14 protein-coding genes and 1 pseudogene are annotated in these 13,139 nt (G+C 62.3%); 5 read left to right on the top strand and 10 right to left on the bottom strand.

Annotation, left to right across the window (positions count from 1 at the left end):
* The first annotated feature begins 101 nt into the window (after positions 1-101).
* Positions 102-530, top strand: a complete 429-nt coding sequence (locus tag NKJ35_RS01925; RefSeq protein ID WP_352644599.1) for an anthrone oxygenase family protein — start codon at positions 102-104, stop codon at positions 528-530.
* A 36-nt stretch (positions 531-566) separates the two neighbouring features.
* Here the strand turns inward: NKJ35_RS01925 and NKJ35_RS01930 are convergent, their stop codons facing one another.
* Entirely contained in the window at positions 567-1,019 is a 453-nt protein-coding gene (locus NKJ35_RS01930) for a MarR family winged helix-turn-helix transcriptional regulator (RefSeq protein WP_352509627.1), read from the bottom strand.
* Positions 1,020-1,120: 101 nt separating this feature from the next.
* On the opposite strand from NKJ35_RS01930, the gene NKJ35_RS01935 reads away from it, so the two are divergent.
* Positions 1,121-1,426, top strand: coding sequence for a Rieske (2Fe-2S) protein (locus tag NKJ35_RS01935; RefSeq protein ID WP_254820707.1), 306 nt, complete (start codon positions 1,121-1,123; stop codon positions 1,424-1,426).
* A 1-nt stretch (position 1,427) separates the two neighbouring features.
* A complete protein-coding gene (locus tag NKJ35_RS01940; protein WP_352477518.1) occupies positions 1,428-2,153 on the top strand; it encodes a glutathione S-transferase family protein in 726 nt (241 codons plus the stop codon).
* Here the strand turns inward: NKJ35_RS01940 and NKJ35_RS01945 are convergent.
* Positions 2,101-3,338 (bottom strand): annotated as a pseudogene (locus tag NKJ35_RS01945) (FAD-dependent oxidoreductase). The gene NKJ35_RS01940 and the pseudogene NKJ35_RS01945 sit on opposite strands and share 53 nt — an antisense overlap.
* 74 nt (positions 3,339-3,412) lie before the next feature.
* Entirely contained in the window at positions 3,413-3,823 is a 411-nt protein-coding gene (locus tag NKJ35_RS01950) for a winged helix-turn-helix transcriptional regulator (RefSeq protein ID WP_352644601.1), read from the bottom strand.
* Between the two features lie 136 nt (positions 3,824-3,959).
* On the opposite strand from NKJ35_RS01950, the gene NKJ35_RS01955 reads away from it, so the two are divergent.
* The gene (locus tag NKJ35_RS01955) at positions 3,960-4,850 is read left to right on the top strand and encodes an SDR family oxidoreductase (protein ID WP_352644603.1); all 891 of its coding nucleotides are present in this window, start codon (positions 3,960-3,962) and stop codon (positions 4,848-4,850) included.
* A 43-nt stretch (positions 4,851-4,893) separates the two neighbouring features.
* On the opposite strand, the gene NKJ35_RS01960 is transcribed toward NKJ35_RS01955, so the two are convergent.
* The 3 genes from NKJ35_RS01960 to NKJ35_RS01970 all read right to left on the bottom strand — a co-directional run bounded on the left by NKJ35_RS01960 (position 4,894) and on the right by NKJ35_RS01970 (position 9,721).
* Positions 4,894-6,813, bottom strand: a complete 1,920-nt coding sequence (locus NKJ35_RS01960; RefSeq protein ID WP_352644605.1) for a potassium transporter Kup — start codon at positions 6,811-6,813, stop codon at positions 4,894-4,896.
* Positions 6,814-6,970: 157 nt separating this feature from the next.
* Entirely contained in the window at positions 6,971-8,884 is a 1,914-nt protein-coding gene (locus NKJ35_RS01965) for a potassium transporter Kup (protein WP_352505658.1), read from the bottom strand.
* A 96-nt stretch (positions 8,885-8,980) separates the two neighbouring features.
* Positions 8,981-9,721, bottom strand: coding sequence for a pyridoxine 5'-phosphate synthase (locus tag NKJ35_RS01970; RefSeq protein ID WP_254818915.1), 741 nt, complete (start codon positions 9,719-9,721; stop codon positions 8,981-8,983).
* A 115-nt stretch (positions 9,722-9,836) separates the two neighbouring features.
* On the opposite strand from NKJ35_RS01970, the gene NKJ35_RS01975 reads away from it, so the two are divergent.
* Positions 9,837-10,241: a SpoIIAA family protein gene (locus NKJ35_RS01975; RefSeq protein WP_352644607.1), complete on the top strand. Its 405-nt coding sequence runs from the start codon at positions 9,837-9,839 to the stop codon at positions 10,239-10,241.
* 6 nt (positions 10,242-10,247) lie between these two features.
* On the opposite strand, the gene NKJ35_RS01980 is transcribed toward NKJ35_RS01975, so the two are convergent.
* The 4 genes from NKJ35_RS01980 to nthA all read right to left on the bottom strand — a co-directional run bounded on the left by NKJ35_RS01980 (position 10,248) and on the right by nthA (position 13,129).
* A complete protein-coding gene (locus NKJ35_RS01980) occupies positions 10,248-11,375 on the bottom strand; it encodes an ATP-dependent DNA helicase (protein WP_352644608.1) in 1,128 nt (375 codons plus the stop codon).
* 140 nt (positions 11,376-11,515) lie between these two features.
* A complete protein-coding gene (locus NKJ35_RS01985) occupies positions 11,516-11,848 on the bottom strand; it encodes a nitrile hydratase accessory protein (RefSeq protein WP_352645027.1) in 333 nt (110 codons plus the stop codon).
* A gap of 19 nt (positions 11,849-11,867) precedes the next feature.
* Positions 11,868-12,527, bottom strand: coding sequence for a nitrile hydratase subunit beta (nthB, locus tag NKJ35_RS01990; protein WP_352644610.1), 660 nt, complete (start codon positions 12,525-12,527; stop codon positions 11,868-11,870).
* Entirely contained in the window at positions 12,524-13,129 is a 606-nt protein-coding gene (nthA, locus tag NKJ35_RS01995) for a nitrile hydratase subunit alpha (protein WP_352644612.1), read from the bottom strand. Before nthA ends, nthB begins: the two co-directional genes overlap by 4 nt.
* Positions 13,130-13,139: the final 10 nt, after the last annotated feature.

Genomic DNA, 13,139 nt, shown 5'->3' on the forward strand with positions numbered 1-13,139 from the left:
GTACCGTACGTTACGGTTCGGCTTTATGGCGTATTGCCCGACCCGGCGCAAGCCTTTATTTCTATAGCTTGCTCCATGCGGGGCATCACGGGAGACGGATCATGCTCGCCGGATTGCTTGCCTTGACCGTTACCGCAGTGTTCGCGGGCGCGGCTATCTACGTCAGCGTCGCCGAGCAGCCGGCGCGGCTTCGCCTCGATGACAAGGCATTGCTGCAGGAATGGCAGCCTTCCTACAAGCGCGGCGCGGCCATGCAGGCTTCGATCGCCGTCGTCGCCTGTATTCTGGGCCTCGTCGCGTGGTGGCTGACCGGCAGTCTCGCTTACCTGGCCGGCGCCGTGCTGATCATCCTGCCCTGGCCATGGACGCTGCTGGTGATGATGCCGGCAAATAGGTTGCTGGAGGCGATGGACGCGAACACCATCAATCCTGAAGCTCGGACATTGATCGTCAAATGGGGCAATCTGCATATGGTCCGCGTCGGGCTTGGCGTTCTGGCGACATTGGCATTCCTCTGGGGCAGTGCCTGACCTCGCCAATCGGCGCATCTTCGCCATGAAGGCGTGTCACTCCAGGGCGGGCGGAACTCGCAGGCGCCCAAGCAGAGCTGACAGCGCATCGAGCTCATCATTGGAAAGCCGGGAGCCGACCAACTCCGCGATCGAGCGGCCGTAGACAGCCCACATGCGGCGACGCGTCTCGCGCCCCTTGTCGGTGACACGAACGGTTTGCCCGCGGCCGTCATCGGCAACGGGAAGCTTCTCGACCAGCCCGTCGGCTTCCAGCCGCGCCAGCAGCCGGGAGATGTTATACTGCGCAAACAGGGTGCGCTCGGTGAGTTGGAATGGCCGCAATCCACCCTCGCCCGCCTCGGCAAGCTCATGCAGGACGTCGTACCAGGCAAGCGGCGGCAGGCCACTGTCCTTCAGCGCGTCCTCGGCTCTTTCCAACAACTGGCGCGAAACCCGCATCAGGCGGGCCCAGGCTTTGATTGCTGGAGGTGTAGGAATCCCGGTCATGATTGCATCGTAGGGGATAGATGCAATTGCATCAAGCTTGACGATCGATGCAAATGCATCTATATAGATGCAGTCGCATCAATCACGAGAGGCAAATTCCGATGAAGTATGAAATCTGCAGGATCGCCGACGTTCCGGAAACAGGCAGCCTGATCGCTCCGTTCTTCGGCCGCGAGGTCCATGTCTACCGCAGCGGCGAGCGTATCCGCGCTGCCGCCAACGTCTGCCTGCATTTCGGTGGTCCGCTCGACTGCAAGGACGGCAAGCTCGTCTGCCAGTGGCACGGCGCCTCGTTCGACATGGCGAACGGTGATCGCCTCGAAGGCCCGGCGCCGAAGGGCTCCCGCCTGATGTTCCTCTCCACCCGCATCGAGGACGGCGCCTTGAACTATGTCTGGGGAGAGTGAGATGACCGGTAAGCTCATCCTCGTCAGCCACCATCTTTGTCCCTATGTGCAGCGCGCGGCGATTTCACTTCGCGAAAAGGGCGTGCCGTTCGAACGCATCACGGTCGATCTCGCCAACAAGCCTGCCTGGTTCAAGGCGATATCACCGCTCGGCAAGGTGCCGCTGCTTCGCGTTGAGCATGACGGCCAGGAAACGGTGATCTTCGAATCGGCGGTCATCCTCGAATTCCTCGAGGAAACCCAGCCCAATCCACTGCATCCCACCGACCCCTATGCCCGTGCCCGGCATCGCGCCTGGATCGAGTTCGGCTCGGCAATCCTCAATGCCATCGGCCGCTTCTATTCAGCGCCTACGGAAGCCGCGCTGCTCGCTGAAAGCGAGACGCTATCGGCAATGTTCGATCGCCTGGAAGTGGAACGGGCCAATGGCGCGGCTGGGCCATGCTTCGACGGCGAGCGCTTTTCACTGGTCGACGCGGTCTACGGCCCGATTTTCCGCTATTTCGACGTCTTCGACCGGATCGGCGATTTCGGCATCCTGGACGGAAAGCCGCATGTCCAGGTATGGCGCGAGGCGTTGCGCATACGCCCATCCGTGAAGGGCGCGGTCGCTCCCGACTATCCGCAACGCCTCCATGCATTCTTGCAGGCTAAGGGTTCGCACCTTTCGGAAATCATCCGCCAAGGCGATCCGGCCATAGCGCTTCCGCAAGCCCTATCGGCTTGAATGGATTGATCACCGTTCCTGTAACCATGGAAGCAAGAAACTGCGGCGCCGGCGGGACTTTTGCCAGCGTCGCCACCAGCCTGTCGCGGACGAACGGCATCACAATCGAATCCGACTGATAAAACGGCGTCAGCACCAGCGACAGCGCCTGGAAGACCCGCACATGCCATCGCCGCGTCCGGACATAGGCCTCCAGTGCAGTATCGACACGGTCCGTTCCCATGAGTGCGTAGTTGAGCGCGGCTGCATCGAGCAGCGCCATGTTCGCGCCCTGGCCGAGCTGCGGGCTGGTTGAATGGGCCGCATCGCCGATGACAGCCAATAGCCGTCCGGCTGGCGTCTTCATCGTGTGATGGCCATAGCGCGCCAGCGACAGCTGCTCGAAACTGTCGATCTGGTCGATGAAGGCCGCGCATTCAGGCCACAGCCCGACCAATCTCGCCTTCCATGCCTCGAGACCTGCCCCCCAGACGTACTCGGCATCCGCCGGCTTGAGGCTCCAGAAGAATGCCGCCATCTTCTGGGCATCCGGCTCGGGCCGGCCGATTGGCAGCACGCCGATCATCACGCTTGCGCTGTCGTAGCGCTGCAGCAGCGCGTGCTCGTCGAAACCCTCGCCGCGCCAGCCAAGCGATGCCCAGAAAGCGCCATAGGCGAGCGATCGCGGTTCGCCCGGATTGTTCACGCACCGCCGCAGTTTGGAGCGTGAACCGCTGGCGTCCACTACCAGGTCGAACGACCCCATCCGTCGTCCGTTGCGGCGATCAATGTTGCCCATTCGCCGGCTTCCAGCGTCTCAAGCTCGATGCCTGTCTCAATGTGGATCGCTTGGCGCCGGGCGGCGCGGAAAAGCACGCCGAACAGAGCCGCGCGATGTACCGCCAGCCCGAAACGGCCGCCACGCCGGGCATCGTAGCGGACGTCGAGCACTGTGCGGCCGGTCTTGGCATCTGCAACATGCAGGCGGTCTATGCGGCAGCCCAGCGCCAGAATGTCTTCAAGCAGGCCGAGATCGGCAAGCACCGTCAGCCCGGTCGGCTGCAGGATCAGCCCGGACCCGACCGGTTTTGGCCGGTCGAAGCGCTCGAAGATCGTGACCCTATGTCCGGCGCGCTCGAGATAGAGCGCGGCGGCAAGTCCAGCCGGCCCGGCGCCGGCAATCGCGATGTCCAGAGAATTGCCCATCTGCCCGCCCCAACCCAGGCCGGACAATCCTTCAGCGCTGTCGCTAAATCTAGGCGCCGTCTCGGCCTGGAGGCTCAGCCTTCGGCAGCATCGAAAACCTTCCGCGCCTCGCGTACAGCGCTGTGATTGAGCTCGGCCCATTGGATCAGCTGATCCAAGGGTCCAAACATCGAGCGCCCGAGATCGGTGAGGCTGTATTCGACGCTCGGCGGTTTGGTCGGAAACACTTGGCGATGGACATAGCCGTCGCGCTGAAGATCGTGCAACGTCTGGGTGAGCATGCGCTGCGAAATATCGGGCACGAGGCGCCGCAACTCGCCGAAGCGGTACGGCTTCTCGGCCAAGGCTTCCATCAGCAGCGAACTCCATTTGTTGCTGATCCCCTGGATCACGTCGCGAACCGGACAATCCGCAAGGTTTCCGCCACCGCTGCCTGCTTTGTAGATCTCGAGCTTCGATCTCAGATTGACGATCTTGCCGTCCATGGCTGGTTCCCTGGGTGTGCCTACCTCCCGCAAAACTGCCTTCTTTACGAGGATGGGTCAATTCCTATTTTAGTGCTGGTCTCTTTTTGAGACTAACATATGCACCCGCCGCTCCGGCGCAACGTCAGGATCCTTCATGACCGACACCCTTCTTGTCACCGGCGCCTCCGGCCAGCTTGGCCGCGGCGTCATCAATCATCTGCTTGACACGCTCAAGATCTCCCCTCAGCGCATCATCGCCGCCACCCGCAATCCGGAAAATCTGGCCGATCTGGCAGCGCGCGGCGTCACTCTCAGGGCGGCCGACTTCGACGACACCGCATCGTTGGCCAGTGCATTTACCGGCGCGGACAGAGTTCTGATCATTTCGACAAACGAGCTTGCCCTTCCGGGCAAGCGCCTGAAGCAACATGAGACCGCGGTCGTGGCCGCAAAAAGCGCCGGCGTTTCGCATCTGCTCTACACATCGATGCCCAATCCGGAGCCAGGATCGCCGGTGCTGTTTGCGCCCGATCACCACGGCACCGAGCAGGCGATCAAGGCGAGCGGCATTCCCTACACCATCTTCCGCAACGGCTGGTACCAGGAGAACCTGTTCATGGCGCTGCCGCACGCCATCGCCTCGGGGCAGTGGTACACATCCGCCGGAGACGGCCGTATTGCCCATGGCGCGCGCGACGATATGGCCGCGGCAATCGCCGCCGGTCTCGCATCGGGGGCAACCGAAAGCACGACATACACGCTGACGGGTCCGCAGGCCTATACGGTCGCTGAAATCGCGGCCCTCGTCACCGAAGTTACCGGCAAGCCGATCGAGGTCGTCCAGCTTTCGGACGAAGCGCTCACCGGGGGATTGAAGGCAGCCGGCGTTCCCGAAGGTTTCGCCCCGGTCATCGTTTCCTTCGACACCAACACCCGCTCCGGCCGCATCAGCATGGTGACCGACGCGGTCGAGACGCTGTCCGGCAGGAAGCCGCGGCCGCTGAAGCAATTTCTTGAGGCAAACAAGGCGGCTCTGGTGAGCTGAGCCTGACAAATGGCCGTGCCCTTCGAAGGGCACGGCCATTTGTTCAGATAGCCACCTGCGTCCCGATCTCGACCACCCGTCCGGTCGGGATCTGGAAATATTCCGTTGCATCGGCCGCCGAGCGCGCCAGCCCGATGAACAGCTTGTCCTGCCAGACCGGCATGCCGGAATTGGGCGAGGCCTTGAGCGAGCGCCGCGACAGGAAGAAGGAGGTCGTCATGATGTCGAACTTCCAGCCCTGCTTGCGGCAGATCGCCAGCGCACGCGGGATGTTGGGCTGCTCCATGTAGCCGAAGGTCAGCGTCACCCGCATGAACAGCTCGTTGACGGTCTCCATCTTCACCCGCTCGCTGTCGGGCACGACCGGCTGCGGCGCCGTCACAACCGAAAGGATGACGTTCTGCTCATGCAGCACCTTGTAGTGCTTGAGGCTGTGCATCAGTGCCGTCGGCGCGCTCAGCGGATCGCTGGTCAGGAACACCGCGGTGCCCGACACCAGATGCGGCTTCTTCTTCAGCAGATTGCCGGCGAGGAAATCGAGCGGGATCTCGTTCCGGCGGGTCTTGTCGAACAAATAGCGGCTACCGCGGATCCAGGTCCACATAGTCATCACGATAACTGCGGCGATGGCAAGCGATGCCCAGCCACCTTCAAACACCTTGACTATGTTGGCAGCAAAGAAGCCGGTATCGACGAAGGCGAACACGGCCATCAAGGCGATCGCGACGCCAAGCGGCCATTTCCAGATGCGCGTCATCACAACAAAAAGCAGCACATTCGTCACCAGCATGTTGCCGGTCACCGAAATACCATAGGCCGAGGCCAGGCGGCTGGATTCGCCGAAGCCGACCACCAGCAACATCACGACCAGCGCCAGCATCAGGTTGATGCGCGGCAGATAGATCTGGCCCGACTGTTTTTCCGACGTGTGCTGGATGACGAAACGCGGCAGCATGTTGAGCTGCACCGCCTGCCTGGTCAGCGAGAAAGCGCCGGAGATCACCGCCTGGCTGGCGATGACGGTCGCCGCCGTCGCCAGCACGACCATCGGAATAAGCGTCCAGCCCTGGTTCATCTCAAAGAAGGGATGGCCGACAACGCCGCCATTTGCCAGCACGAAGGCGCCTTGCCCGACATAGTTGAGCAATAGACAAGGGAACACGATTGCCAGCCAGGCGAGGACGATCGGCTTGCGGCCGAAATGGCCGAGATCGGCATAGAGCGCCTCGGCGCCGGTGACGGCGAGGAAGACCGCACCAACCGTGACGAAGGCGACGTCGGGCGAGTTGACCAGGAATGACACGATGTAATGCGGGCTGATCGCCAGCAGGATTTCCGGATCGGCGATGATGTGGTTAATGCCGGAAAGGCCGATGGCCAGGAACCATAGCGCCGTGACTGGCCCGAACACCAATCCTACGCCGCCGGTGCCGAACCGCTGTACCGCAAACAGGATCGCCAGGATGGCCAGTGTCAGCGGCACCACATAGGGCTGAAATGTCGGCGTGACGACATTCATGCCTTCGACCGCTGATAGGACCGAGATCGCCGGCGTAATGACCGCGTCGCCGAAAAAAAGCGCCGCGCCGACGATGCCGGTGCCGAGGATCACCGCCGAGCGCGTCGGAAAACTGTTGCGCGCCAGCGCCATCAGCGACAGCACCCCGCCTTCGCCTCGATTGTCGGCACGGAGCACGAACATGATGTATTTGATGGTGACGGTGATCGTCAGCGACCAGATGATCAGCGAGAGTACGCCCAGGATGTCGCCACGGTTGGCGACATTGCCACCGGCTGATGCATGCAACGCCTCTCGGAATGCATAGATCGGGCTGGTCCCGATATCGCCGTAAACCACGCCGAGCGCGCCCAGCATCAGCACCTTGGTGCTGTGCTGCTCGACCTCAGAATGGCTGGATTGTTCGACAGGTTCTGCCTCGTTACCAGCATTGGTAAGGGCCATGGACGACACTCCGATAAGCGCGCGGTGCTCTACGCTTGCTGCGCTGCAATATCAAGTGCCGTCACGTAATGGCTCCGTCCCGATATTGCGAGTCCTCCACGACTTGGCAGACTCAGTCCCATCGACAGACTACCTGGAATGTCGCAACGGACACGTTTTAAATAGCCACCTGCGTCCCGATCTCGACGACGCGTCCGGTCGGGATCTGGAAATATTCCGTTGCATCGGCCGCCGAGCGCGCCAGCCCGATGAACAGCTTGTCCTGCCAGACCGGCATGCCGGAATTGGGCGACGCCTTGAGCGAGCGCCGCGACAGGAAGAAGGAGGTCGTCATGATGTCGAACTTCCAGCCCTGCTTGCGGCAGATCGCCAGCGCACGCGGGATGTTGGGCTGCTCCATGTAGCCGAAGGTCAGCGTCACCCGCATGAACAGCTCGTTGACGGTCTCCATCTTCACCCGCTCGCTGTCGGGCACGACCGGCTGCGGCGCCGTCACAACCGAAAGGATGACGTTCTGCTCATGCAGCACCTTGTAGTGCTTGAGGCTGTGCATCAGTGCCGTCGGTGCGCTCAACGGATCGCTGGTCAGGAACACTGCGGTGCCCGACACCAGATGTGGCTTCTTCTTCAGCAGATTGCCGGCAAGGAAATCCAGCGGGATCTCGTTCCGGCGGGTCTTGTCGAACAAATAGCGGGTGCCGCGGATCCATGTGGACATGATCAGCCCCATGCCGCAGGCGACCGTGATCGACACCCACCCACCTTCGAGGATCTTGACGACGTTTGCGAGGAAAAATCCGGTATCGATCGTGCCGAACAGCAGTGTGAGCGCGGCCGCCAGTGCAAGCTGCCATTTCCACCGGAACCGCATCACCACGAACAGCAGGATGGTCGTCATAAGCATTTCGCCAGTCACCGAAATGCCATAGGCGGAAGCCAGCGAACTCGAACTGCCAAAGCCGACCACCAGCAACATCACGCCCAGCGCGACCACCAGATTGACCCGCGGCATGTAGATCTGGCCGGACTGCATCTCGGAAGTATGCTGCACCTCGATACGTGGCAGCAGATTGAGCTGCACCGCCTGACGGGTCAGTGAGAAAGCGCCGGAGATCACCGCCTGACTGGCGATCACCGTCGCTGCCGTGGCCAGCCCAACCATGGGCATTAGCGCCCAATCCGGCAGCATCTGGAAGAATGGATTGGTGGGTTTGCCGCCGTTGGCAAGAACGAACGCGCCTTGTCCGAAATAGTTGAGGAGCAAACAAGGAAACACGACAGCAAACCATGCCAGCACGATCGGCCTGCGCCCGAAATGGCCGAGATCGACATAGAGGGCTTCGGCCCCGGTGACCGCCAGGAACACCGCCCCGACTGTGACGAAAGCGCCGGTGGGCGTATTGGCCAGATAAGCGACCGCGTAATAGGGATTGACCGCCAGCAGGACCGACGGATCGTCAAGCAGATGGTAGACCCCGGCGGCACCGATGGCCAGGAACCACGCTGCCGTCACCGGCCCGAACACGGCCGCCACCCTGCCGGTGCCGAACCGTTGCACGGCAAAGAGCATTGCCAGGATGACAAGAGTGATCGGAACGACAAAGGTTTCGAGCGTCGGAGCCATCACTTCCAGGCCCTCGACAGCCGAAAGCACGGAGATGGCGGGCGTTATTATCGCGTCGCCGAAAAAAAGCGCCGCGCCGCAAAGTCCGATCCCCAGAATGAACGGGGCTCCCTTTGGATAAGCACTACGCGCAAGCGACATCAGCGACAGCGTGCCGCCCTCGCCCTTGTTGTCGGCTCTGAGCACGAAAGCGACGTATTTTATCGTGACGATGATCGTCAGCGCCCAGACGATAAGCGACAGCACGCCGAGGACGTCGTTGCGCGCTACCGGTCCCGACGACGCGTGCAGCGCTTCCCGAAATGCGTAAATTGGGCTGGTGCCGATATCGCCGTAAACCACGCCCAACGCGCCCAGCATCAGCACCTTGGTGCTGTGCTGCTCGACGGTGGAGTGGCTGGATTGCTCGATGGGTTCTGCCTCGCTACCAGCGTTGGCAAGGGCCATGGACGACACTCCCATAGACGTTCGGTGCTCTATGCCGCGGGGATGGAAAGGGCGCGCTGCCATGCCGGGGACGCAGGGCTATCGGCTCGCCTCTCTCTACCAGCCACAAGCCTTCAGAAACCGCCTGACCGTTCCAGCCATGCCATACTCCAACGCATCGGCTGTCAACCCATGCCCGATCGACACTTCGGCCAATGCCGGGATGCGCCTGGCCAGTGCCGGCAAATTGCTCACCACAAGGTCGTGCCCGGCATTGACCTGGAGCCCTGCGGCCAGTGCGGCATCCGCCGTCTTTCCCAATTTCTCCAATTCCTTCGCCGCTTTTGCCGAATCGGAATGATAGCTGCCGTACGGACCCGTATAGAGTTCGATCCTGTCGGCGCCGGTGTCGCGAGCGGCTTTCACGCCATCGGGGTCAGGATCGGAAAACAGCGACACGCGAAAGCCTCCCTTCTTCAGGCGCTTGACAACCGGTGTCAGGAACGCAGCCTCGGCGGCGAAGTTCCAGCCATGATCGGAAGTCGCTTGCGCCGGGTCGTCGGGCACCAGCGTCACCTGCTCGGGCTGATGCTTTTCCACAAGCGCCAGGAACTCCGCGGTCGGATAGCCCTCGATGTTGAATTCCGCATTCGGGAACTCGTCGTCGATCAGCGCCCTGATCTCAGGCAGGTCGGAATGCCTGGTGTGCCGCTCGTCGGGTCGCGGGTGCACCGTCAGCCCGTGCGCGCCGGCGGCAAGGGCAATGCGTCCGAGCCCGGTCACGCTTGGCCACGGCAGGTCCCGCCGGTTGCGCAGCATGGCGATGGCGTTGAGGTTGACGGAAAGCTTTGCAGGCATTTGCACGGTTCCAGACTGATCTCGGCGCGCATCTATACCGCCTTTAAGGGGAACAGACAGAGGGTTTCAGGTGTTCCAAGGTGAACTAAGAAAATCGAGCGCAAGGAGTTGCCTGTTGAATTTTCTCGATGCCGTGCCGGCGGTCCGCCGCATCGATACCGATCGCGAAGACCTCCTCGCCATCGATGTCGTCGGCCATGTCGCCGCGGCCGACGCCGAAAACCTGTTCGGATTGCTGGAAGCGGCCTACGCGCTGCACCCGAAAATCGACGTGCTGGTGCGCCTGATCGATCATGAGGGTGTCGACTGGACCGACGTATCGGACGAGACGATCGAACAGGGCATAGCTCATGCAGTGGAGCATATCGGCCGCTGCGCCGCGGTCGGTGAGCCGAACTGGATAGCCGAGGCAAGAGCCTTTCTGCCTGCCTCTTTGCCTATCGAACTTCGGCATTTCGAGGCCAAGGACGAGGCCGCCGCCTGGGAATGGCTTGGCGCCAACCCGATCGCCCAGCGCTGATGCGGCCTATCGAACGATCGTCAGCCGTTCGGCCGCGCGCGTGATAGCGGTGTAGAGCCAACGCTGCCGGGTTTCCTTGAACGCCCAGCTTTCGTCGAAAAGCACGATCTCGTTCCATTGCGACCCCTGCGCCTTGTGCACGGTCAGCGCGTAGCCATAGTCGAAGTCGTCGAAACGCTTCTTCTGCTGCCAGGGAATGTCGGCGTCCGGATCTTCGAACGCCGCCTTGAGCAGCTTGATCTTGGCGACGCCGCGATCCGGGTCGTCTTCCTCCGGCGAAACCAGCAGATTGATGCCCGGCTTGACCGTCTCGCGCGACGAGGTCATCACCTTCCACAGCGAGCCGTTGAGCAGTCCCTTGGCCGGATCGTTGCGCAGGCAGACCAGCTTGTCGCCGGCTTGCGGATAATCGGCGTTGAACCCCTTCAGCTCGCGCAGCCGCTGGTTATAGCGGCGGCGCGTGCGGTTGGTACCGACCAGCACCTGGTCCGCCTTCAGCACCAGTTCCTGGGTGACCTCTTCCTTGCCGATCACTTGTGCCGCGCCATAGTCGCCGCGCATGAACTCGCGGCCCTCGCGCACGTCGAGCGCCAGCCTGATGATAGGGTTGTCGCGCGCCTGGCGGTGGATTTCGGTGAGCAGAATGTCCGGCTCGTGGTCGGTGAAGAAGCCGCCGCCGGAGATCGGCGGCAACTGCCCGGGATCGCCAAGCACCAGGATCGGCGTGCCGAAGCTCATCAGGTCACGGCCAAGCTGCTCGTCGACCATCGAGCATTCGTCGATGACGACGAGCTTGGCTCGCGAGATCGGGCTCTGCCGGTTGAGCGAAAAGGTCGGCGACATCGAGGTTTTGCCGGTCACCTCGTCCGCTATCGATTCCTCGCCTTTCGGCCGGTAGATCAGCGAATGGATGGTACGGGCATTGACCGCGCCCTTGGAACGCAGCACCTGCGCCGCCTTGCCGGTAAACGCGGCGAACTGCACCTGGCCGTCGACATGCTCGGCGAAATAGCGCGCCAACGTCGTCTTGCCGGTGCCGGCATAGCCGAACAGCCGGAACAACTGCGGCTTGCCGGCTTTCAGCCAGCCGGCCACCGCCTTCAGCGCCTCGTCCTGTTGAGGTGAGAATTCCATCAGCGCGACAGACCGGATTCGCGAGGGAAAGACAAGGTGAGCGCCATCACCATCAATTTCATCGCCGGCAACTGCGCCGCTGCGACAGGATTATCAGTGACGAACAGGAACGTAAAGAGAACAAACCAGGCGACCGCAGCTTACCGAACCCGCTGTGGATCGTTCTCCAGCAGGATCGGCTTGCCATGCGGCGTTGCGTGCGCGGCGCGTTCCCAGGCAGCGGCAATGGTGTCGACGTCTTTCTTGCCGGCAATGCCTTTGGCCGACAGCAGCTTTTCCAGCGCCGCCAGCCAGTGCTCGTAGTAATCGCGACCGTCGCGCGCGGCGCCCGGCCGCTTCACCTCTGCCGACAAAGCATCCGCCCATTCGCTCCACGAAAACAACCCATTATCGTGCAGTGCTACCGTCATGGCAAAGGCCTCTGCTTGCCACGGCTCGGCAAACACAGGCGCCTCGACACCGGCTGGCGGCATAGCGGCGATTGAGCTCGTCTCACGCCGGCTCAAGGTAGCCCTCCCAGGCATCGATCGAAACGACAAGTGTCGGGTCGGCGCCCTCGCCCCAGATTTCGCTGCCGGTGAAGGCCACCGTATAGACCCATTGCGGGTTTTCACCCTGGCCATGCGCGTTTGTGTCGGGAAAAACAAAGCCGCCGCGCACAGCCTCGACGACACCTTGCTTGCCGCGTGCATAGCGCGGGAGCCTGGTGTGGCCCGTCGGATGGAAATTCTTCGTACGCACAGTGTCGCCCGCCTTGAACCGCGCCGGCGTAGCGACCGGCCGGTCGCAAGGCCCGCCCTTGGCCAGCACCGCCGGAACATCTTTAGCCTTCAGCACCCGTTTGGGTGTCGCTGCCGGGTCGACTGCGTCGCCCGTGGCCAGGTCGCGGTCGCCGACGAAACCATGGCGTTTGAGCAGCACCTCCAGCGCCTTGATCCATATCTGGTAGTAGTTGGAGGCATAATAATCCGCTGGATGCAGCGATTCCCGCGCGTGCCGGCTCTCGTCGATGTTCCAAGCGCCCATGGCGCCGGCGCACAACGTCACACCCAGCGCCCGCCTTTCCCAATCGGCATGGAAATAGGGTTCGTCCGGTTCGGGCGCGACCGGCCCGAAACCCATCTGGCCGCCGAGATCCTGTGGCCCGTTCATGCCGGCTCCCGCGCCAACGCGGTGCCGATCATCGCATCGCGCGTCACCAGATCGGCGAGCCGTGCCTCATCCCAGCCCTCGGTGCCCCTTGGCTGCATAGGCACCACCAGATAGCGAAGCTCGGCGGTCGAATCCCACACCCGGATTGTTGTCGTCGCCGGCAAGATCAGCCCGAATTCCTCGAGCACGCCGCGCGGATCGATCACTGCGCGCGAACGATAGGGCGGCGCCTTGTACCAGACCGGCGGCAGGCCGAGCACCGACCACGGATAGCAGGAGCATAGCGTGCAGACGACGAGGTTGTGCGTTTCGGCCGTGTTGAAGACCGCCTGCATGTGCTCGCCTTGCCGGCCGGTGTAGCCTAGCGATTCGATTGCCGCCGTCGCGTCACGCTTCAGCCATGCGGCAAAGGCGGGATCAACCCAGGCTTTCGCCACCACCTTTGCGCCGTTGCGCGGCCCGATCTTGGTCTCGTAGGTGTCGACAATGACATCGATCGCCGCCGGATCGATCAGGCCTTTGCGGGTGAGAATCGTCTCCAGCGCGCGCACGCGCGCCGCAAAAGGATCAAGCTCGTTCTCATGGTGGTGATTATGCGGCATGGCGTCAAAT

The sequence above is a fragment of the Mesorhizobium sp. M0136 genome (assembly GCF_040322515.1).
Taxonomy (GTDB): domain Bacteria; phylum Pseudomonadota; class Alphaproteobacteria; order Rhizobiales; family Rhizobiaceae; genus Mesorhizobium.